The organism is Achromobacter sp. (assembly GCF_050285565.1).
In the GTDB taxonomy this organism is placed as follows: domain Bacteria; phylum Pseudomonadota; class Gammaproteobacteria; order Burkholderiales; family Burkholderiaceae_B; genus Achromobacter.
Genome location: NZ_JBLZXG010000003.1, coordinates 276,151 through 295,115, shown reverse-complemented (window position 1 = coordinate 295,115; position 18,965 = coordinate 276,151). Strand labels below are relative to the sequence as shown.

Annotated in this window: 19 protein-coding genes and 2 pseudogenes; 9 read left to right on the top strand and 12 right to left on the bottom strand. The window is 69.3% G+C overall.

Going from position 1 to position 18,965, the window contains the following annotated elements; all coding sequences use genetic code 11:
• Window positions 1-130: 130 nt before the first annotated feature.
• The 5 genes from ACN6O8_RS07320 to ACN6O8_RS07300 form a co-directional block, all read right to left on the bottom strand.
• On the bottom strand, window positions 131-1,003 hold the full coding sequence (locus ACN6O8_RS07320; protein ID WP_427990398.1) for a DMT family transporter: 873 nt from the start codon (window positions 1,001-1,003) through the stop codon (window positions 131-133).
• 169 nt (window positions 1,004-1,172) lie between these two features.
• Window positions 1,173-1,379 (bottom strand): hypothetical protein, encoded by a 207-nt coding sequence (locus ACN6O8_RS07315; RefSeq protein ID WP_427990397.1) that lies wholly within the window; start codon window positions 1,377-1,379, stop codon window positions 1,173-1,175.
• Window positions 1,380-1,438: 59 nt separating this feature from the next.
• Window positions 1,439-4,066, bottom strand: coding sequence for an AAA family ATPase (locus tag ACN6O8_RS07310; RefSeq protein ID WP_427990396.1), 2,628 nt, complete (start codon window positions 4,064-4,066; stop codon window positions 1,439-1,441).
• Window positions 4,063-5,190 (bottom strand): metallophosphoesterase family protein, encoded by a 1,128-nt coding sequence (locus tag ACN6O8_RS07305; protein ID WP_427990395.1) that lies wholly within the window; start codon window positions 5,188-5,190, stop codon window positions 4,063-4,065. The genes ACN6O8_RS07310 and ACN6O8_RS07305 overlap by 4 nt, the downstream gene beginning before the upstream one ends.
• Before the next feature lie 180 nt (window positions 5,191-5,370).
• Window positions 5,371-6,672, bottom strand: coding sequence for a D-amino acid dehydrogenase (locus tag ACN6O8_RS07300; protein WP_427990394.1), 1,302 nt, complete (start codon window positions 6,670-6,672; stop codon window positions 5,371-5,373).
• Window positions 6,673-6,807: 135 nt separating this feature from the next.
• Between ACN6O8_RS07300 and ACN6O8_RS07295 the strand changes: the two genes are divergently transcribed.
• The 5 genes from ACN6O8_RS07295 (at window position 6,808) to ACN6O8_RS07275 (ending at window position 10,890) form a co-directional block, all read left to right on the top strand.
• Entirely contained in the window at window positions 6,808-7,275 is a 468-nt protein-coding gene (locus tag ACN6O8_RS07295; protein ID WP_049073431.1) for a winged helix-turn-helix transcriptional regulator, read from the top strand.
• 109 nt (window positions 7,276-7,384) lie between these two features.
• The gene (locus ACN6O8_RS07290; RefSeq protein WP_427990393.1) at window positions 7,385-8,077 is read left to right on the top strand and encodes a DUF502 domain-containing protein; all 693 of its coding nucleotides are present in this window, start codon (window positions 7,385-7,387) and stop codon (window positions 8,075-8,077) included.
• Window positions 8,078-8,097: 20 nt separating this feature from the next.
• Window positions 8,098-8,322, top strand: coding sequence for an RNA-binding S4 domain-containing protein (locus tag ACN6O8_RS07285; protein ID WP_427990392.1), 225 nt, complete (start codon window positions 8,098-8,100; stop codon window positions 8,320-8,322).
• Complete coding sequence (locus ACN6O8_RS07280; RefSeq protein ID WP_427990391.1) at window positions 8,319-8,894, top strand: restriction endonuclease; 576 nt, start codon at window positions 8,319-8,321, stop codon at window positions 8,892-8,894. The genes ACN6O8_RS07285 and ACN6O8_RS07280 overlap by 4 nt, the downstream gene beginning before the upstream one ends.
• A 103-nt stretch (window positions 8,895-8,997) precedes the next feature.
• Window positions 8,998-10,890 carry a tetratricopeptide repeat protein gene (locus tag ACN6O8_RS07275; RefSeq protein WP_427990390.1) on the top strand — a complete coding sequence of 631 codons (1,893 nt, stop codon included), beginning with the start codon at window positions 8,998-9,000 and terminating at the stop codon, window positions 10,888-10,890.
• A gap of 20 nt (window positions 10,891-10,910) precedes the next feature.
• On the opposite strand, the gene ACN6O8_RS07270 is transcribed toward ACN6O8_RS07275, so the two are convergent.
• Together ACN6O8_RS07270 and ACN6O8_RS07265 are read right to left on the bottom strand one after the other, a co-directional pair.
• Entirely contained in the window at window positions 10,911-12,038 is a 1,128-nt protein-coding gene (locus tag ACN6O8_RS07270) for an acyl-CoA dehydrogenase family protein (RefSeq protein ID WP_427990389.1), read from the bottom strand.
• Window positions 12,039-12,165: 127 nt separating this feature from the next.
• Complete coding sequence (locus tag ACN6O8_RS07265) at window positions 12,166-12,612, bottom strand: Rrf2 family transcriptional regulator (RefSeq protein WP_427990388.1); 447 nt, start codon at window positions 12,610-12,612, stop codon at window positions 12,166-12,168.
• Window positions 12,613-12,705: 93 nt separating this feature from the next.
• On the opposite strand from ACN6O8_RS07265, the gene ACN6O8_RS07260 reads away from it, so the two are divergent.
• Window positions 12,706-13,665 (top strand): NAD(P)/FAD-dependent oxidoreductase, encoded by a 960-nt coding sequence (locus ACN6O8_RS07260; protein WP_427990387.1) that lies wholly within the window; start codon window positions 12,706-12,708, stop codon window positions 13,663-13,665.
• Window positions 13,666-13,680: 15 nt separating this feature from the next.
• Here the strand turns inward: ACN6O8_RS07260 and ACN6O8_RS07255 are convergent, their stop codons facing one another.
• Window positions 13,681-14,316, bottom strand: a complete 636-nt coding sequence (locus ACN6O8_RS07255) for a DUF2971 domain-containing protein (RefSeq protein WP_427990386.1) — start codon at window positions 14,314-14,316, stop codon at window positions 13,681-13,683.
• Between the two features lie 89 nt (window positions 14,317-14,405).
• Here ACN6O8_RS07255 and ACN6O8_RS07250 point away from each other — a divergent pair, with 89 nt between their 5' ends.
• A complete protein-coding gene (locus tag ACN6O8_RS07250) occupies window positions 14,406-14,858 on the top strand; it encodes a hypothetical protein (protein WP_427990385.1) in 453 nt (150 codons plus the stop codon).
• Window positions 14,859-14,916: 58 nt separating this feature from the next.
• Here the strand turns inward: ACN6O8_RS07250 and ACN6O8_RS07245 are convergent, their stop codons facing one another.
• Complete coding sequence (locus tag ACN6O8_RS07245; protein ID WP_427990384.1) at window positions 14,917-15,876, bottom strand: alpha/beta hydrolase family protein; 960 nt, start codon at window positions 15,874-15,876, stop codon at window positions 14,917-14,919.
• Between the two features lie 206 nt (window positions 15,877-16,082).
• Here ACN6O8_RS07245 and ACN6O8_RS07240 point away from each other — a divergent pair.
• A pseudogene (locus ACN6O8_RS07240) lies at window positions 16,083-16,418 on the top strand (porin); the annotation flags it as partial.
• A 56-nt stretch (window positions 16,419-16,474) separates the two neighbouring features.
• On the opposite strand, the pseudogene ACN6O8_RS07235 reads toward ACN6O8_RS07240, so the two are convergent.
• Window positions 16,475-16,976, bottom strand: a pseudogene (locus tag ACN6O8_RS07235) (helix-turn-helix transcriptional regulator).
• 541 nt (window positions 16,977-17,517) lie between these two features.
• On the opposite strand from ACN6O8_RS07235, the gene catB reads away from it, so the two are divergent.
• Window positions 17,518-18,168: a type B chloramphenicol O-acetyltransferase gene (gene catB / locus ACN6O8_RS07230; RefSeq protein WP_427990383.1), complete on the top strand. Its 651-nt coding sequence runs from the start codon at window positions 17,518-17,520 to the stop codon at window positions 18,166-18,168.
• On the opposite strand, the gene ACN6O8_RS07225 is transcribed toward catB, so the two are convergent.
• Both ACN6O8_RS07225 and ACN6O8_RS07220 read right to left on the bottom strand, forming a co-directional pair.
• Window positions 18,143-18,505, bottom strand: a complete 363-nt coding sequence (locus ACN6O8_RS07225; protein ID WP_427990382.1) for a winged helix-turn-helix domain-containing protein — start codon at window positions 18,503-18,505, stop codon at window positions 18,143-18,145. The genes catB and ACN6O8_RS07225 overlap by 26 nt on opposite strands.
• Before the next feature lie 31 nt (window positions 18,506-18,536).
• Complete coding sequence (locus tag ACN6O8_RS07220; RefSeq protein WP_427990381.1) at window positions 18,537-18,842, bottom strand: DUF4148 domain-containing protein; 306 nt, start codon at window positions 18,840-18,842, stop codon at window positions 18,537-18,539.
• Between the last annotated feature and the right edge of the window lie 123 nt (window positions 18,843-18,965).

Below are 18,965 nucleotides of genomic sequence, written 5' to 3'. Positions count from 1 at the left end.
GCGGACGACGCAGCAGGACAGGCGTAGCATGGATGGCGCCGTCGCAATGCCCTCCCAATGCGCCCCCCGCGATGCTCCGACCCGCGCGCGCCGCGCGGCGAGAGATCTCGCTGCGCGGGGGCAACCGTCGTCAGCCGCCCGAGCGCGCCGCCGGCGTGCGCAGCACCAGCATCAGGCCCAGCAGAATCCCCGCCATGCCGCCCAGGCTCAGCAACGACAGCCGGTTGCCCAGCACCAGGTAATCCAGCGCCGCGGTGCCGGCCGGCACCAGGTAGAACAGGCTGGTGACGTTGACCAGGTTGCCGGCCTGGATCATGCGGTAGAACAGCAGCGTCGCCGCCACCGAGATCACCAGGCCCATCCACAGCAGCGGCAGGATGAAGCCCAGGCTCCAATCCGCGCGCAGCGGCTGGAACGGCGCGAACAGCAGACCCAGCGCCAGGCTCACCGCGTACTGCAGCGGCATCACGTCCAGCGGCGCCTGGCGCACGCGCTTTTGCAGAATGGCGCCGGCCGTCATGCTGGCCAGCGCCGCGAAGGCGCAGGCCATGCCGGCCAGCGAGAAGCGCGCCATGCCGATGCTCTGGAACATCACCAGGCCCAATCCGCACAGGGCCAGCAGCAGGCCCGCCAGCCGCAACGGCGGAAAGCGGCGTTCGAGCAGCGCCAGGGTCAGGATGGGTTGCGCGCCCAGCAGCGTGGCCAGCACGCCCGGCGTGATGCCGTGGTCCAGCGCCAGCAGGTAGCAGATGGCGTAGCTGCCGATCAGCAGCAGCCCGGTCAACGCGACAATGCCGCGCGTGCCCGGCGCCGGCAGCCAGCGCCGCCGCCGCGCGCAGATCAGCGCCAGCACGGCCAGGGCCAGAACGAAGCGCAGCAGCAGGAAGCCGAAGGCCGAGGCGTGCGCCAGGCCCCATTTGGCGAAGATCGCGCCGCCGCTCCACAGCAGCACGAACAACGTGGTGGAGCCATGGGCGGCCCAAGTATGGCGATTGGAAGACATGAGAATTTCTACCTGTCGGGTATGGAACAGGCTCCCGCGGCGCCGCGCGCCTTGCAGCGCGCGGACGGATCAGGCCAGGACGCGCGGCGGGCGGACGCGAACGCAAACGCGTCGACGCATCGGCGCGGCGGATCCAGGCGATAAAGCGGGAGCGGGAAGTGTGCGGCGGTCAGCCGAGGACGGCGACCACGGGCGGATAAGCGCCCGCGACACCGGCGACGACATCGCGCGGCGGCGCGGCCGGCGGCGACACGACCGCCGAGACGACAGGAGAAACCACGGGAGACGACACGCCCTGCCGCCGGCTTGCGCGCAGGCCGACGCCGGCTGCGCGGGCAGCGAAGGCGGATTCGGCGGAAGGCGTGAAGTCGGGCATGTGAAACGCGTCGGGTTCGGTGATGAACCGACGTAGGCTACCGGCGCGCCGCGGCGGCGTCAAGCGCCGATGCGGCGCTGCGCGACGCCCAGGTCGCGCCAGGCCTCGCCATGGCAGGTGAACATCAGGATCTGGTGGCGCGTGGCGGCGTCGAACAGCGCGCGCTTCATCAAGTCGCGGCGGCCGTCGTCGGTATGCACCAGCGCATCGTCCAGCAGCAGCAGCGTCGGCCGTCCGGCCTCGCGCAGCAGGTCGGCGTAGGCAAACCGCGCCAGGATGCCCAGTTGCTCGCGCGTACCGAAGCTGAGCGCATCCAGCGGGTCCTCGCCCTCGGCGCGTTGCAGCGCGGCGGGCCGCAGCGCCTCGTCCAGGCGCAGCGCGGAATCGGGGAACAGCAGTGCCAGATAGTGACTCAGGCGGCGCGCCAGCGGCGCCTGCAGGCGCTGCGTGGCCGCATCGCGCTTGTCGGCCAGCAAGGTGGACAGCAGCTCCAGCGCCTGGGCGCGGCGCTGGAATTCGTCGCGGCGCCGCCGCAGGCGTTCGCAGGCGGCCTCGGCCTCGGACAGGCGTTCGCCCAGGCCTTGCGCGCCGGCCTGCTCCAGCTTGCCCAGCAACTGCTGGATCTCGCTGTGGCGCTTGTGCTGGGCGTCGCGTTCGATGGTGGCGGATTTCTCGTAGCGCTGCGCGTCCTGTTCCAGCAGTTCCGGACGCAGCGCTTCCAGCGCGGCCTGCGCCTGGCGCAGCCGCTGTTCGAGCAGGTCATGGCCGCTGCGCGCTTCGGCCAGCCGGCCGGCGCGGGCCTGGCGCTGCGCCGCGCGTTCGGGCGATTGCAGGTCGGCGCCGCGCGCGGCCGCCTGGGTTTCGAGCAGTTGGGCACGGGCGCTGTCGGCATCCAGCGCGCGCTGGGCCGCCGCCAGGGCCTGCTCGGCCTGGGCCACGCTGGCTTCGGCGTCGCGCAGCGCCTGGCGCACGGCGGGCAGGTCGACATCGTCCGCCGCCTCCGCCGGCGGCAGCAGCGCCAGCCGCTCGGCCAATTGCGCGCGCCGCGCTTGCGCTTCGTTGCGTTGCCCTCGCAACGCGTCCATGCCCTTGGGCGCGTGAATCGCCAGCGTCTTGCGCATGGCTTCCAGTTCGCGCTGCAACACGATGCCGCGCGCGTGGCGTTCCTCGGCCTCGGCCGCGCGCGCCACGCCCAGGCGTGACAACAGCGCGGCGTTGGCTGCCTGCGTCTCGGCCAATTCGCGCTTGAGCGCCGGCAGGTCCTGGCCGCCCGGCTCGATGCGCAGGCGGCCCAGGCCGGGCAATTCCAGTTCGGCCGCGGCGGTCAGCAGCAGCTCGCCGCTGCCGGCCAGGGCCGCGCCGTCCAGCCGCGCCGCGCGGCCCGCGTCCAATGTGTACGACAGGCGCGTGGCGATAGCCTGCTGGCGCAGTTGCAGATCGCTCAGGGCGCGTTCGCTCTTGCGCACGGCCTGGATGTCGGCGTCGGCGATCTCGATGCGCACCGCCTCGGCCTTCAAGGTCGAGCCTTGTTCGATCAGGCGGGTGGCTTCCTCGAGCGCGCCGTCCAGGCGCTCGATGTCGCGCGCCAACTGCTCGAGCTGGTGTTCGATATCGCGGCGATCCGCCACGGCCTGCACCGCCGCGACCCGCTCACGCGCCTGCCCGGCGGCGGCGACGTGCGTGTCGCGCAGCTTGCGGGCGCGCGCCAGCGGCTCCTGCGCCTCCTGGACCGCGGCGCGGGCGGCCTGTGCCTGCGCCACCAGGGCCTGCAAATCGGTTTCGTCCTGCTGGTCGCGGCGCACCTGTTCCTGCAGCACCGAGAGCGTCTGCGCCGCCTGGCGCTGCTCGCGTTGCAGGGCTTCAAACGCCTCGCGTTCCTTGGCCACGGCCGCCAACCGGGCGCGCGCCTCGGCGGCGCGGGTCTCGAAGTCCTTCCAGGGCTGCCCGGCCTCGGCGCGCGCGTGTTCGGCGCGCAGCGCCGCCAGCCGGTCGACGTCGGCATCGAGCTGGGCCTTGGCCTGGGCGCAGCGGTCGCGCTCGGCCAGGGCGGCCGCGAGCGCGTCCTCGGCGTCCTTGTAGATGCCCTTGGGGCGGCCGTTGCGCGCATCCAGCAAGGTGGCGCGCTCGGCGGCCACGCGTTCGTAGAGCCGGTCGCCGTCGCCGCCGGCCAGCTCGCCCGACAATTGCGTCAGGGCCTCGCGCAGATACCCGCCGGCATGGCCGGCGGCGGTTTGCAGGTTCTGGCCGTCGCCCTGCTGGATCCACAGCAGGCCCGGCACGCCGGCCAGGTCGGGCTTGCTCTGGCCGCGCGCGGCCAGTTCGAAGCCCAGCAGCGCGGCCAAAGCGTTCTCGGCTTCCTCGCCTTCAAGGCGCTGCGCGCCGCCGTCGATCAGCAGCTCGCAGCGGGCGCGCGACAGGAAGTGCTTCTTCAACTGGTAATCGTGGCCGGCATGGCTGAATGCCAGCTCGACGCCGGGCCGGGCGCCGCTCTCGCCGCGCGGCGCGAGGTCGGACACCGTGCGGGTGCTGTAGCGTTCCAGGAATGCGGCGCGGATGGCCGCGGCCACGGTGCTCTTGCCCGCTTCATTGGGGCCGACGAACAGGTTCAGGCCATCCTGCAGGCCATCCAGCACCAAGGGCTGGCGGAACTTGCGGAATTCTTCCAGGGCGATGCGCGTGAGCTTCATTGCGCGCCTCCCGCGGCCGCGCCTTCGCGCTGGAACCGCAGCAGCAGCCGCAAGGCCTCGCCGGCCACCGCCGCCTGTTCCGGGTCGGCCTGCATGGCCTGCAATTGCGCGGCCACTTCGCCGACATAGCCGCTGGCGCCCAGTTGCGCCAAGTCGGCTTCGTCCGGTTCGAGCAGCAAGCCAGAGAAGTCCGGCAGCACCGCCCTCGCCTGCGCCGCCGCCTGATCCACGGCGCGTTGCAGCGCCTCCCAGGTCGGCACATTGACGTGGCCATGGAGTTCCAGCCGCAGCACGTCTTCGGCCCGCAGCGTCGCCAGGCGCTCGGCCAGCGCCTGGGCGTCGGTCGGCAGGCTCAGGGTTTCGGCCCAGGCCGACCAGCGGTACTTGCCGGTGGCGACGCGTTCGACCTGCGGCGTGGCGCCCGGCGCGGCGATGCGCACGTGCAGCGCGTAGCCGGGTTCGTTGCCGCGAAAGCGGTCTTGCTCGGGCGTGCCGGCGTACCAGGTGCGTTCGTCGATGGCCAGGCAGCCATGCCAGTCGCCCAGCGCCAGATAGTCCAGCCGCGCACGGGCGGCGCGGTCGGGCGCGATGGGGTTGGTGGCATCGATGGTGTCAGGCAGGCGGCCGGCCACGCTGCCATGGGCCAGGCCGATGCGGATGCGGCCGGGTTGGGATTCCATGGCGTCGAAGGCCTGGGTGACGTCGTCGTAGGTATGGCGCTGGGTCAGCGGCGCGGCCAGCACCGCGAGGTTCTGCGCCGCCAGGTCGACCACGCCGGGGCGCAGCGGCACCTGCACATTGGGCGGGATGCAGCCCAGTTGCGCGGCGCGGGTCCAGACGCTGTCGGCCAGCGCCGCGTCGTGGTTGCCGGCGATCATGACCCAGGGGCCGGTGTAGGCGCCCAGCGCGGCGAACAGGCGCCGGATGGTGCGGTCGGACACGGCCTGGGTGTCGAATACGTCACCGGCCACCAGCACCGCGTCCACGCCGCGCTCGGCCGCCAGCGCGGCGATGCGCGCGACGGCATCGAAGCGGGCCTCGGCCAGCAAGGCGGCGTCATCCGTGTCGAACTGGCCGTACTGACGGCCGATCTGCCAATCGGCGGTATGCAGGAAATGGGTCATGCCCGGATTGTAGAGGTCGGCGCCGGCCGCCAGGGACATCCCCAGGCGGGAAGCCGTCGCAAAAACATCCGCCGCCGCGCGCGCGGAACAACGGCCCGGCCGGCATTGTGCGCCGGGCGGGCCGTCGGGGCGCCGGCTTGTGGCCGGCGCCGGGGGAAAAACCGGATTGGGCGGCGGGACTCAGGCGCCCTTGCCGCCCAGCACCAGCGGCCGCTCGGCCGACGCATGGCGGTCGTAGCGCGACAGCGCCAGGCCGTCGGTGCGGATCTGCGGACGCTGGCCCAGCACCTGGTCGGCCACCAGCTTGCCCGAGCCGCAGGCCATGGTCCAACCGAGCGTGCCGTGGCCGGTGTTCAGGAACAGGTTGCCGTAGCGGGTCGGGCCCACCACCGGGGTGCTGTCCGGCGTCATCGGGCGCAGGCCGGTCCAGAACTCGGCGCGGGCCACGTCGCCGCTGCCGGGGAACAGGTCGTTGACCACCAGTTCCAGCGTCTTGCGGCGCGCGTCCTTCAGGCGCAGGTCGAAGCCCGACAGCTCGGCCATGCCGCCGACGCGGATGCGGTCGTCGAAGCGGGTGACGGCGATCTTGTAGGTTTCGTCCAGGATCGTCGAGACCGGCGCGGCGGCCTCGTCCTTCATGGGAATGGTCAACGAGTAGCCCTTGACCGGATACACCGGCAGGTCCAGGCCGAGCGGTTCCAGGAAGCCGCGGGTGTAGCTGCCGAAGGCGGCGACGTAGCGGTCGGCCGTCAGGACTTCGTTGCCGACGCGCACGCCGGTGACCTGACCGCCGGCGGTGTTCAGGCCGCTGACGGACTGGTTGTAGCGGAACTCCACGCCCAGGGCCGCGGCCATCTCGGCCAGGTGGGTGGTGAACAGGCGGCAGTCGCCGGTTTCGTCGTTGGGCAGGCGCAGGCCGCCGGCCAGCTTGTGCAGCGAACGCGCCAGCGCCGGCTCGGCGGTCACCAGGCGGTTGCGGTCCAGCAGCTCGTAGGGAACGCCCACTTCTTCCAGCACCGCGATGTCGCGGCGCGCGGCTTCCATCTGCGCCTCGGTGCGGAACAGTTGCAGCGTGCCGCGGGTGCGTTCTTCATAATGGATGCCGGTGTCGGCGCGCAGCTCGCGCAGGCAGTCGCGGCTGTATTCGGCCAGGCGCAGCATGCGTTCCTTGTTGACCGCGTAGCGCTCGGCCGAACAGTTGGCCAGCATCGCCGCCATCCATTTCAACTGGTACAGGCTGCCGTCCAGGCGGATCGCCAGCGGCGCGTGTTTCTTGAACAGCCACTTGATGGCCTTGAGCGGGATGCCGGGCGCGGCCCAGGGCGTGGAGTAGCCCGGCGATACCTGGCCGGCGTTGGCGTAGCTGGTCTCCTGGGCGGCGCCGGGCTGGCGGTCCAGCACCGTCACTTTGGCCCCCTGGCGCGCCAGGTAATAAGCGGTGGTGGTACCGATGACGCCGCTGCCGAGGACGATCACATGCATGATTCTTTCCGAAGTTTGGATTTAGTCAGGAATTTCGGTAGTCTATGAGCCTCATCACAGGGAAAATCACTGAAGATTTTTGTTTGGCAGTGCTTTTTCCCGGCCAACCGCCCTTTTTCGACCGCCAGAAGTGAAATGCGCGATCTCGACCGCATCGACCTGAAAATCCTCGATATTCTGCAGCGCGAGGGCCGGATTTCCGTCACCGAACTGGCCGAGCGCGTCAACCTGTCGGCCACGCCCTGCTCCGACCGGATCAAGCGCATGGAACGCGAAGGCGTGATCTCCGGTTACCATGCGCGCGTCAACCCGGCGGCGCTGGGCAAGAACCTGCTGGTGTTCCTGGAGATCAAGCTTTCGGCCAAGTCGGGCGACGTGTTCGACAAGGTCAAGAAAGAGCTGCTGTACGTGCCCGAGGTCATGGAGTGTCACCTGGTGTCGGGCGATTTCGACTACCTGGTCAAGGCCCGCCTGACCGAGATGAATGAGTACCGCCGTCTGCTTGGCGAAATCCTCAAGCGCCTGCCCGCCTCGGCCGAATCGCGCAGCTACGTGGTGATGGAAGAGATCAAGGAAACGCTGTACCTGCCCGTCGACCGGTAGCATTTCCCGCGTCTTGTTACCAGGTCTTGCGCCGGCTGCTGCTATGCTGGCGGCCCTTCCGGTCCGCGCGGCGCGCTCGACCCGACCCCGATTTCCTGGCTTCACGACTATGACCCGTCTTTACAAATACTTCTTCCGCGGCCTGATCACGGTATTGCCGCTGGCGTTGACGATCTACCTGCTCTACATCTTCCTGGCCTGGACCGAGGCGGTGGCGCTGACCTTCCTGCGCCCCTTCATCGGCGGCTTCTACTTTCCCGGCCTGGGCCTGCTGCTGGGCATCCTGGGCATCCTGGCGATCGGCTACCTGGTATCCAAGGAGCGCGTCAAGCGCGTGATGGTGCTGCTGGAAATGCCGTTCACCAACCTGCCGGTGGTCAAGAGCATCTATTCGTCGCTCAAGAGCTTCGCCGACTATTTCTCGCCCAGCTCCAAGGCCACCGCCCAGCAGGTCGTGATCCTGCGCATCCCGGGCCAGCAACTGGAGCTGGTCGGCCTGGTGACACGCCGCAATCTGGACGGCCTGCCCGAGGGCTTCAGCCAGGGCGACCGGGTGGCCGTGTACCTGCCCATGGGTTATATGATCGGGGGTTACACCGTGTTCGTGCCGCAGGAATGGGTGCAGCCGATCCAGATGTCGGTCGAGGAAGCCATGCGCTCGTCGCTGATCGCCTGGATGGCGCGCACCGAGTCCGGCAACGGCCGTCCGGTGGCGCCCGCCGACGTCCCGCCCGCGCCCCCGGCCCCGCCGACGCCGCCCGCCCCTCCCGCCGGCGGCAATGTGCCCGGCGGCCAGGCCTGACCTACCTCCCGTTTTTCCCCATGCCCATCATCGAATTCACGCTTGCCGCAGGCAGCCCCTTTATTGAAGTCAACCAGTTGCTCAAGGCCACCGGCGTCTGCGACAGCGGCGGCGCCGGCAAGATGCTGGTGGCCGAAGGCCACGTGAGCGTGGGCGGCGTGGTCGAAAGCCGCAAGACCGCCAAGATCCGTCCCGGCCAGATCGTCACCTGTGGCGACGTGCGTATCGTGGTGCGCGCGCCATGAAGTTCAAGATGTCGCAGAACTCCATCTTCGCGGTGCTGTTGCGCTCGCCGTGGTGGATGAGCGCCGGCGTGGCGCTGCTGCTGTCGGTGGGCGGGTTCGCCGCGCTGCCGCTGGAGTACGCGGCCATGGGCGTGTTCGCGGCGGTGCCGTTCGCGGTGATCGCCATCATGGCGGCCTACAAACAATTGCGCGCGCCTTCCGGCGCCCGGGTCGAGGCCGTGGCGCAGGCCGCCGCGGCCATGTCGTGGCAGCAATTCGCCGCCACGGTCGAAGCGGGCTTTCGCCGCGACGGCTGCGAGGTCGAGCGGCTGCCAGGGCCCGGCGCCGATTTCGCGTTGACCAAAGACGGCCACGTCGCCCTGGTCGGCGCCAAGCGCTGGAAGGCCGCCCGCGTCGGCGTCGAGCCGCTGCGCGACCTGCAAACCGCGCGCGAAAAGCGCGGCGCGCGCGAAGCCATCTATATTGCCCTGGGCGACGTGTCCGACAACGCGCGGCAATACGCCCGCGCCCAGGGTGTGGCGCTGATGACGGCGCCGGAACTGGCCAAGCTGCTGCGCGACCTGAAACCCTGAGCGCAGGCGCCTGGCCTGGCGCCTGCGCCGATCCCCGCCGCCGCGCATGCCTCGAATGCCGCGCCCGCGCGCTCGGCGCCTGACCCCTGGGAAACGACACCCCATGAGCTTCCTGAAGAAACTGCTCGGCAAGCAAGCCGCCCCCGCCGATGACGGCGCCTCGCCCGCGGCCGACGCCGCGCCGGTCGCCACGCCGGACAGCGAAGCCGACATGATCCGCGCCTACGACGCCTACGGCCGCGAGATCCTCGTGCCGCGCGACCAGTGGCGCGACAACGTGCTGGCCGGCGCCATCGAGCGCCACTGGGACGACGCCGACGCCCTGTCCGGCCTGATCATCCAGTCGCTCGGCGACGGCTTCGTCGACGAAATGGTCAGGCCCGCCGACCGCCTGGTCGCGCTGCAGCCCGGCGCCGAGCGCGGCGTGGTGCTGCAGGCCATCGTCTACATGAAGACCGGCCGCCTGGATCAGGCCGAGCGCGCGCTGCGCGGCTTCATCGGCCAGCATGGCGAAACCGGCGTCGTCCTGACCAACCTGGCCAAGATCCAGGACCAGCGCGGCGACGAGGGCGCCGCCCTGGAAACGCTGTGGCGCGCGCTGCAACTGGATCCGAACCAGGAGAATGGCCTGGGCTGGTACGAAGCCATCCACCGCGAGCATGGCGGCGACGCGGCCGGCGTGGCCGCCATGCGCAAGATCGCCGCGCTGCCCGGCAGTTGGCGCGCGCAGTTGTGGCTGGCGCACGGCGAATTGGGCTCGCACAACCTGGCAGGCGCGCTCGCGATGTACCAGGAAGCGCTGGCGCGCGCCGGCACGCCCGCGCCCGCCGACCTGCTGGCGCAGATGAGCGGCGACCTGGGCAATGCCGGCGCGATCGAGCCGATCGTGCAACTGGCCGGGCCGCGCTTCGATGCCGCGTTGCACGGTATCCAGGTCGGCAACAACCTGATCCGCGCCTACGTCGAACTGGGCCGGCCCGGCGAGGCCCGCGCCATCCTCGACCAGCTCTACGCGGAGCAACGCCCCGACTGGAAGGACAACCTGGCCTATTGGGACACCGAACTGGCGCGCGCCGCGCTGGGCGACGGCGCGGCCGAGCCGGCGCAGATGCGGCTGGCCATGCTGCTGGGCCGCGGCCCGGTGTGGCTGACGCCCGATTCGCCCGCGGCGGCGCTATTCACGCCGGTGACGCCCGATCGACCGCTGGTGTCGTTCCTGGGCGGCTCGGCCGAGATCGGCGCGGCGCCCGAGCGCGCCGCGCGGCAACTGGCCGACGCCACCGGCCGCCTGAGCCGCGCGCTGCCGCTGTACTTCAACGAACAACTGGCGCTGCGCTGCGGCCTGCGCACGCAGACGCTGGTGCCTTGGCTGACCGAACCGCATCCCGGGTTCCTGTTGAGCGGCGCGGCCTGGGACGACACCGATGCCATCGGCTATGCGCAGCAATGCGAGGCGCAAAGCGATTACGTGGTGATCTCCCACCTGGTCACCACCGCCGAGCCGTGGCGCGCCGAAGTGCGAGTGGTGCGCACCGAAGACGCCGAGTGCCTTGGCGCCCTGTCGGCCGAATTCCCGTTGGCCGACCCGACCGCGGCGATCCAGCGCCTGACCGAGGAACTGGTGGCGCTGCTGGGCCGGGCCAGCGCGCAGCCGCCGCTGGCGGCGCCGGCCCACTACACGGTGCCGGACGGCGCGGCCTTCCCGTACTACCTGCTGCGCCTGGAACAGTTGCTGGCGGTGCGCTGCAACGGCGCCGACCCGGACCAACCCGGCCAGCTCAATGGCGAACGCGAGATCCTCGATGGCAACCTGCGCCAGTGCCTGGACTTCCCGCACAGCGTCAACGCGCGCCTGCTGCTGGCGCAGACGGTACGCGCCATGAAGAAGCTGCGGCCCGACGTGGCGGGCGAGTTCGAGGAAAAGATCGCGCGGCTGCAACGCGAACAGCCACTGGCGGCTCCGGCCCAGGCCGCGGTGCAGGCCTTGCTGGACTGAGCCTGCCGGCCGGCGCCCGCCTACAGGGCGCGCGCGATCACCAGCCGCTGGATGTCGCTGGTGCCCTCGTAGATCTGGCAGACGCGCACGTCGCGGTAGATGCGTTCCACCGGGAAGTCGGCCAGGTAGCCATAGCCGCCCAGCGTCTGGATGGCGGCCGAGCAGACCTTCTCGGCCATTTCGGAGGCAAACAGCTTGGCCATCGAGGCCTCGGTCAGCGCCGGCCTGCCGGCCTCGCGCAACGCGGCCGCGTGCAGCACCATCTGCCGCGCCGCGTGGATCTGCGTGGCCATGTCGGCCAGCCGGAACGACACCGCCTGGTGCTCCATGATCGGCTTGCCGAAAGCCTGGCGGTCGCGCGCATAGTCGCGCGCGCATTCGAACGCCGCGCGCGCCATGCCGACCGCTTGGGCGGCGATGCCGATGCGGCCGCCCTCCAGGTTCGACAGCGCGATCTTGTAGCCCTCGCCCTCCTCGCCCAAGCGCCATGCGGCGGGGATGCGCATGTCCTCGAAGGCGATCTGGCAGGTGTCCGACAGGTGCTGGCCGAGCTTGTCCTCGACCCGCACCACCTGGTAGCCCGGGGTGTCGGTCGGCACGATGAAGGCCGAGATGCCGCGCTTGCCGGCCTGCGGATCGGTCACCGCGAACACGATCACCACCTGCCCGGTACGGCCCGAGGTAATGAACTGCTTGGCGCCATTGAGCACGTAGTGGTCGCCGTCGCGCACGGCGCGGGTGCGCAGGCTGCTGGCATCGGAACCGGCTTGCGGTTCCGTCAGCGCGAAACCGCCAATGTGCTGGCCGCTGGCCAGCGGCCGCAGGAACTGCTCTTTCTGCGCGTCGGTGCCGTACTTCAGGATCGGCATGCAGGCGACCGAGTTGTGCACGCTCATGATGGTCGAGCAGGCGCCATTGCCCGCCGCGATCTCTTCCAGCGCCACGGCATACGAGAGGTAGCCGCTGGCGTTGCCGTCCCATTCCTCCGGCACCAGCATGCCGAAAAAGCCGAGGCCGGCCATCTCGCGGATGGCGTCGGCCGGATAGTGGTGCTCGCGGTCCCAGCGTTCGGAATTGGGCGCCAGCCGTTCCTGCGCGAAACGGCGCGCCATGTCCTGGACGCTGAGCTGTTCTTCGGTCAATAGCATGTTCGATGTCTCCTGGTCGGGCAGTGCCGGACTGGCGCGGGTGGCGGCCGTCCGTGTTCTCTTGCGCGGGCCGCCGCCCGGGATGCGGGCGCGGCACGCTTGCGAGGATACACCGGCGCAGCGCCGGCTAGCGCTCCGCGCAGGGCGGATGCAGTTTGAGCCGCCGGTGGAAGTCCTGCGCCAGCTTATCCATGCGGATCGTGGCGAAGCGGTCCAGCAGCAGGCGGCGCGACTCGGCCATCGCCCCCTCCAGTCCGGCATTGACGGCCTGCTCCACCAGGCATTTCGGTTCGCTCTGGTCCAGCCCGAGCGCGAAGATCGGCGGCTCGCCCAGCGCCTGATAGACGTCCAGCAAGGTCAACTCGGACAACGGCCGCGTCAGCACCCAGCCGCCGCCGTGGCCTTTTTCCGATTGCACGTAGCCGCGCTGGCGCAGGCCGGACATCATGCGCCGCACCACCACGGGATTGGTGTTGAGCATCTTGCCGATGGTCTCGGAGGTCAGCGGCGCGTCCTGCTCCGCCATGTGCAACAGCACGTGCAGCATGCGGGACAGGCGGTTATCGCTGCGCATGGGAAGACTCCTGGTTCATGGTATGAAACATTATAAGTTGCGTGATTTGGCGCGCACGCCGTATCATGCAACTTTTAAAGTATCGAGAAAATCATGAAGCCCGAGAAACTGCCCCCCTGCTACGACGCCATCATCATCGGCGGCAGCTTTGCCGGCCTGTCGGCGGCCATGCAGTTGGCCCGCGCGCGCCGCCGCATCGCGCTGGTGGACGCGGGATTGCCGCGCAACCGATTCGCGGCGCACGCACATGGTTTCCTGGGCCAGGACGGCAAGACCCCGGCCGAGATCAGGGCCGTGGGCCGCGCCCAGCTTGCCGCCTACCGCACCGTGGACTTCATTGACGCCGTAGCCGCCAGGGCCGCCGGCGAATCAGGCCGCTTCCTGGTCACCCTGGAAGATGGCCGCGAGCTGCGCGGCGCCCGCCTGATCCTGGCCATCGGCGTGCGCGACGAACTGCCCGCCCTGCCCGGCCTCGCCGAACGCTGGGGCCGGACGGTGCTGCATTGTCCCTACTGCCACGGCTATGAAGTCGCCGACCAGCCGCTTGGCGTGCTGGCCGCCCACCCGATGTCGTCGCACCAGGCGGTGCTGCTGCCCGACTGGGGGCCGACCACCTACTTCACCCAGGGCGAGTTCGAGCCGGATGCCGAACAGGCCGCGCTGCTGGCTGCGCGCGGCGTGCGCATCGAGCGTACCCCGGTGACGCAGTTGCTGGGCCCGGCGCCGCGTATCGACGCGGTGCAGTTGGCCGACGGCCGCCGCCTGCTGGTCAATGCGTTGTTTGTCGCCAGCCGCGTGCACCTGGCCAGTCCGCTGGCCGAACAGTTGGGCTGCGGCGTCGACGAGGGGCCGCTGGGGCCGTATCTGCGCGTCGATGATTTCAAGCAGACCACGGTGCCCGGGGTGTATGCGGCGGGCGACGCCAGCCTGCAGATGGGCAACGCCACCCTGGCCAGCGCCTCGGGAGTCATGGCCGGCGTCGGCGTGCATCAATCGCTGGCGCGCGAGGATCCCGTCAAATGCTGGCGCGCACAGGCCAGCCGGCCGCTATGATCATGCCGGCCCCTTTCATGCCGGCCCCTTGCGGCCGGCGCTGGCGAATTTCTTCCAGTCCTCGTTGTCCACCAGGGTCGAGCGGAACACGCGCAGTTTCTGGCAGCCCTCGATCGACTTGAGCACCTTCTTGACCTGGTCGCAGACCGTGGCCGGCAGCCAGGGACTGAGGGTGACGCGCTTGATGGTCGCCGGATCGACCGCGATGCGCAGCACCGGCGTGTCACGCGTCTTGCGGCAGACGAACAGGCGGAATTCCTTTTCGTCGCGGAAGGCATGGCGCTTGAGGAACGGCAGGTCGGCCTCGGCCGGCGGCTGCTCGCGCAGCGATTTGATGGTGCGGTACTGCACCGTCTCGGCCCGCAGGTCGGGCACGCCGCTCACTTGCTCCACCAGCTTTTCCTTGTCGAACTCGATGCAGACTCCGCCGCTGCCGTGCGAGAACACGCGCCAGTGGTGATAGGTCTCGGAAGCCTCGGCCAGGCACAACGCATAGATGCCGAGCAGGCGCTTGGCGCGCGCGTACTCCTCGATGTAGAACGAGTCGTTGCGATCGTCCCACGCCTTCGGGTTGAGCAGCGCCAGCTCGCCCGTCTTCAAGTAGTCGATCAGGTAGGGAAGCTCGGTGTATCTGCGCAACGAGGTGGCCAAGGCGGTGCTCCGGTGTGTGCCCAGCCGCCAGTCTACCTGCAACGCCGCCGGCACGACGTTACACTGGCCGCTTGCCAAAAGGAGACCCCATGCAGCAGAACAATGGTGAAGAAAGACCGGCTCCCCGACGCCACGCGCCCACCAGCCGGCGGTTCTGGTTCATCGTCCTGGCAGGCACGCTGGCCGCCCTCGGCTATGACCTGCTACCGCTATTGCAGGGTGACCTGTCGGCCTTGAAGAAGCTGCTGATCCCCGGGGCGCTGCTGGCCTGGCTGTATCGCGGCAGCGACAGCGCGCGCTGGTTGCTGATGGCCCTGTTGCTGGGCTTTGGCGCGTGGAACATGTACATGGCCTCCTCGCTGATCGGCTATTCCGCGCGAATCTGGCTGCACGTCTACGTGTTCAGCGGATTCATGGTGGCCACGGGGCTGTATCTGGCGCTGGCTGGCAAGGACTTCGAGCGCTACCGCAACTACGTTCATCTGCGCGATGCGCCCAAGGCGGCCGCCAGGCGGCGGGCGGCCGGAAAGGCGGGTCGCTAGCCGCGCCCACGCCCGCCGCGCGGCGGCCCGCCTTGACAGCCGCTGCGCCGGCAAGCGGTCAGCGCAATGCCGTCTTGAAGAACGCGGCCAGCGCCGCGTTGAAATCGCGGTGCCACGCCGCCCGGTCGAAACCGGGCGCATCCTGGCAGATCGCCGGCACGGCCTCGGCCTGCGCGGCGGAACACGGCGCCAGGAAGGCGAAATGCCCGGCGCCCGCGACCCGGTGGAACTCGGCCGCCGCCAATCCCTGGCGCAGCGCATCGACACTGGCCGGCGTCACGCCATCGCCGCCTTGCGCCGAGGCCCACAACTGCACCGGTATCGACACCGCCTTGAGCGCCTGCGCACTGAACGCGTTGAGCGGATCGGCGATGACCAGCGCCTTGATGCGCGCATCTTTCACGTAGGGTTGCGCCGGCACCTTGCCATCGCGGATGTCGCGACACATCGGCAGCGCGGGCTGGTCGGCGCAGATGCCCAGCCCCGGCCCGAAGTCCGGCACCGCGCCCGCCAGCACCAGCCCGGTGTAGCCCCCGCGCGAAAAACCGAACATTCCCACCGCGCCATCCAGTTGCGCCCGTTGCGGCCACGCGCCGGTCAGGTAGTCGATCAGCCGCCGAATCTCGCGCGGGCGGGTCGAGAAGATCGACAGGTAGCCCTGCCGCGAACGGTCGACGGCGTTGTCGCCGACATGATTGATCGCCGCCACCACGAAGCCCGCGTCGGCCAACGCCGCGGCGGTGTCATGGTGGCTCAGGTACGACCCGCCCGAGCCATGCGAGATGACGATGAGCGGCTTGGCGCCTTCGGTCATCGGGCAATCCGGGATCGCCTTGAGGGTGACGCGGCCGATCGCCATCTCCTGCGTCGGTGTGGCGCACGGATACCAGACGCCGCCCTGCAACGCGGGGCCGTTCATGTCCATGGGCAGGTTCAGACGCTGGAACCCGGCGGCCTGGGCGGCGCTGGCGATGACGAATGACAGGGCAAGACAGGAACGCAGAAAGGTCTTGAACATGGAATCGCAGAAGAATGGCGCGGCCCAGCCGCCGGGGCCAAGCAGAAAAAAATGACAGCATCGCGATGGCGGCGCGATCGAAATTGTCATTCTAATGTTCGCGAACTGTCGGTTGCGCCCGCGCAGACTTTGAATCGCCCTGCAACGGAAGGCCCAGCCTCCGACCGCACGGCGCCATTCGAGTTTCCCTGACTACGGAGTCATCCATGAAAAAACAATTCGCCACCGCGGCCGCCCTGGCGCTGTCCGGCGCGGCGTCCGCACAGACCTCGGTCAAGCTCTAAGGCATCATCGACACGGGTATCGGCTACGCCAACGTCGACGGCAACTATACCGATCCGGCCACCGGCCGCCGCAGCAGCATCGACAGCAGTCGCATCGGCACGACCAACGGCACCACGGCAGGCTCGCGCTGGGGCCTGCGCGGCAAGGAAGACCTGGGCGATGGGCAGTACGCCGCGTTCAAGCTGGAGTCGGGTTTTGACAGCCGCAACGGCAATTCGCTGCAAAGCGGTCGCCTGTTCGGCGGCGAGGCCACCATCGCATGGTTGCTCCCTGAATACGTTGATCGGGTGATGCGCGACCCGACGCGGATCGATCACCGCGCTTTATCCTTTGCCTGGCGGCAGCGCTTCTCCAAAACTGCGATATTCAGGTCGGGGCGCAGCGCAGCCTTGACCACACAGGCTGGCATGAGGCCCAGCCCCTCCAGGCCGGCCCGGGCCCGCGCGCGCATGGCGCCGGGGCTGCCCCCCCGTGACGTCGCGAAAAATGCGACCGAAGGTTCCCAGGCTTTGCCAGCCGGTGGCGTACGCGATATCGGTAATGGGCAGTTCGGTGTCGCGCAACAAGGCGATGGCCTGCTCGACGCGCCGCGTCAGCAGGTAGCGATGCGGAGGGAGGCCGAAGGCGCGCTTGAAGCCGCGGGCGAGATAGGCAACGGACACGCCGCTGACCTGGGCCAGGCGTTCCACCGGCCAGGCCTCGTGCGAGGCGGCGTCCATACGGTCCCTGGCGCGCGGCAGGCGGCGCAGCGGCGCCGGATCCAGCAACGGGGCCTCGACGGCGGCCACGGGATCGCGCAGACGCGCTCGCGGCATGCCAGACCTCCTCGACATAGGCGGCCACCTCCACTTGGTCGCCTTTGGCCAGGAACGGCAACACGTCGCCGAAGTTCTCGGCAACATACAAGATGAAGCGGCGCGCGCCGACATGGCAACGGTAGATGCCATAGCTCGGCGTCGCGCGGGTCGATGGCCTGGCCTCGAGCGTCAATGAGGCCAACGCGCCGCGTATCAACAGGATTTCGGGCGCCGCGTCGATGAGCAGCGCTCGCCCTCGCCCGACGGATGCGCGGCGGGCGCTTGCCGACGTAGTAGCGCGGCGGCACGCCCCGGCCCCGGCCGGCGCTCAACCTCGAAAAATGGCGCAGCCCGTGCGGACCGCCCTCGAGCACGCCGACGCGCACCGGCATGGCCTGCGCTTGCAGCCCGCGCAGCGTGCGGCCGATGCTGGAAAAGCGCCAGCATACTGCAGCGCCTGATGCGGGCGCGCTTGTGCGATTGCGCAATTGTGCGATCATCGATGCGCAGCCCGCCCGCGAATCACCATGACTCCCCGCGGCATGCCACCAGGATCTCCATGAAAAATCACTTCGAAAGCCCCTTCAAGGGCAAGCTGCTGTCCGACGACGTCACCAACAGGAATATCAAGGTCGGCCGCTACAGCTACTACTCCGGCTATTACCATGGCCATTCGTTCGACGACTGCGCGCGCTACCTCATGCCGGACCGCGACGACGTCGACCAGTTGATCATCGGCAGCTTCTGTTCCATCGGCTCCGGCGCCGCCTTCATCATGGCGGGCAACCAGGGCCACCGGTACGACTGGGCGTCATCGTTCCCATTCTTCTACATGAGTGAAGTGCCGGCGTTCGCGCAAGCGCGCGACGCCTTCCAGAAAGCCGGCGACACCGTCATCGGCAACGACGTCTGGATCGGCTCCGAAGCCATGATCATGCCCGGCATCACCATCGGACATGGCGCCGTGATCGGCAGCCGCGCACTCATCACCAAGGACGTGGAGCCCTACACGATCGTCGGCGGCAATCCCGCCAAACCGATCAAGAAGCGCTTTGCCGACGACGACATCGCCCTGCTGCTCGAAATGCAATGGTGGGACTGGCCCGAAGACAGACTGGCCGGCGCCATGCCGTTGCTGTGCTCTGGCGACATCAAGGGCCTGTACCGTTACTGGCGCGACAGCGTCACAGGGGCCCGGCGGCCAGCATGAAACTGCCGCCGCGGATCACATGCAGCAATCGCGGGCGGCTGCCGCCGTCCACTTTCCTGCGCAGGCGCCGCATGGCGATCGCGACAGCCTGGCACTTTACGTGCCGGGCGCCGGCGATCGGCGCATTGGCCTTCCAGACCGATTCGGCCAATTGCCAACTGGTGAACACCGCGCCCGGGCTGCCCATCAGCATCGCGAGCAGCCCGAACTCCTTCGGCGTCAACAGCAACGGCTCGCCATCCCGGTAGGCCCGGCAGCGCAGCAAGTCCAGCTCCAGGTCCGCGAAGTGCAGTCTGTCGCCGGACTCGGGAATGCAAGTCAACAAGACGTGACCCATGACCGCGAATGCCCCGAAGCCTCGGGCGCGGCTATCGGCGGCTCTCGTTCTGGCGCCGCACTTCGGCCTGGTAGTCCGGGCCCGAGCGCAGGCGCACATATTCCGAGAACGCGGCCTTGTACTCCGGGCTGTAGATGTCCGGCGTGGCCTCGCCGCGCCAGAACCGATCCACGCCCGCGCGCTTCCACAGCGCCAGGTCGGCCAGCACCTCGGCGCGCGTCAGCGACGCGCCGTAGGGGCTGGTCAGCGCCGCGGACGGCGCCTGCTGGGCCAGCGCGGCGCCCGAAACGCCCGCCGCCAGGGCCAGGATCAGTGCGGTTTTACGAAGAATCTGCATGCTTCACTCCTATGAATCGTGGGGGGTACTGCTCGGAATTCATTCTAGGAAGGCGATGCAGACAGAATGCGGATAAGGGGATTACGTTTCTGCAATGAAAAAGCGCCACGGCAACCGTGGCGC

Bases quoted from the DNA above. Each gene is read 5' to 3' on its own strand.
- ACN6O8_RS07315 (WP_427990397.1), bottom strand. From the start codon at position 1,379: ATGCCCGACTTCACGCCTTCCGCCGAATCCGCCTTCGCTGCCCGCGCA.
- ACN6O8_RS07245 (WP_427990384.1), bottom strand. From the start codon at position 15,876: ATGTTCAAGACCTTTCTGCGTTCCTGTCTTGCCCTGTCATTCGTCATC.
- ACN6O8_RS07295 (WP_049073431.1), top strand. From the start codon at position 6,808: ATGCGCGATCTCGACCGCATCGACCTGAAAATCCTCGATATTCTGCAG.
- ACN6O8_RS07275 (WP_427990390.1), top strand. From the start codon at position 8,998: ATGAGCTTCCTGAAGAAACTGCTCGGCAAGCAAGCCGCCCCCGCCGAT.
- ACN6O8_RS07290 (WP_427990393.1), top strand. From the start codon at position 7,385: ATGACCCGTCTTTACAAATACTTCTTCCGCGGCCTGATCACGGTATTG.
- ACN6O8_RS07300 (WP_427990394.1), bottom strand. From the start codon at position 6,672: ATGCATGTGATCGTCCTCGGCAGCGGCGTCATCGGTACCACCACCGCT.
- ACN6O8_RS07260 (WP_427990387.1), top strand. From the start codon at position 12,706: ATGAAGCCCGAGAAACTGCCCCCCTGCTACGACGCCATCATCATCGGC.
- ACN6O8_RS07225 (WP_427990382.1), bottom strand. From the start codon at position 18,505: ATGGGTCACGTCTTGTTGACTTGCATTCCCGAGTCCGGCGACAGACTG.
- ACN6O8_RS07305 (WP_427990395.1), bottom strand. From the start codon at position 5,190: ATGACCCATTTCCTGCATACCGCCGATTGGCAGATCGGCCGTCAGTAC.
- ACN6O8_RS07320 (WP_427990398.1), bottom strand. From the start codon at position 1,003: ATGTCTTCCAATCGCCATACTTGGGCCGCCCATGGCTCCACCACGTTG.
- ACN6O8_RS07310 (WP_427990396.1), bottom strand. From the start codon at position 4,066: ATGAAGCTCACGCGCATCGCCCTGGAAGAATTCCGCAAGTTCCGCCAG.
- ACN6O8_RS07220 (WP_427990381.1), bottom strand. From the start codon at position 18,842: ATGCAGATTCTTCGTAAAACCGCACTGATCCTGGCCCTGGCGGCGGGC.
- ACN6O8_RS07270 (WP_427990389.1), bottom strand. From the start codon at position 12,038: ATGCTATTGACCGAAGAACAGCTCAGCGTCCAGGACATGGCGCGCCGT.
- ACN6O8_RS07285 (WP_427990392.1), top strand. From the start codon at position 8,098: ATGCCCATCATCGAATTCACGCTTGCCGCAGGCAGCCCCTTTATTGAA.
- ACN6O8_RS07250 (WP_427990385.1), top strand. From the start codon at position 14,406: ATGCAGCAGAACAATGGTGAAGAAAGACCGGCTCCCCGACGCCACGCG.
- ACN6O8_RS07280 (WP_427990391.1), top strand. From the start codon at position 8,319: ATGAAGTTCAAGATGTCGCAGAACTCCATCTTCGCGGTGCTGTTGCGC.
- catB (WP_427990383.1), top strand. From the start codon at position 17,518: ATGAAAAATCACTTCGAAAGCCCCTTCAAGGGCAAGCTGCTGTCCGAC.
- ACN6O8_RS07265 (WP_427990388.1), bottom strand. From the start codon at position 12,612: ATGCGCAGCGATAACCGCCTGTCCCGCATGCTGCACGTGCTGTTGCAC.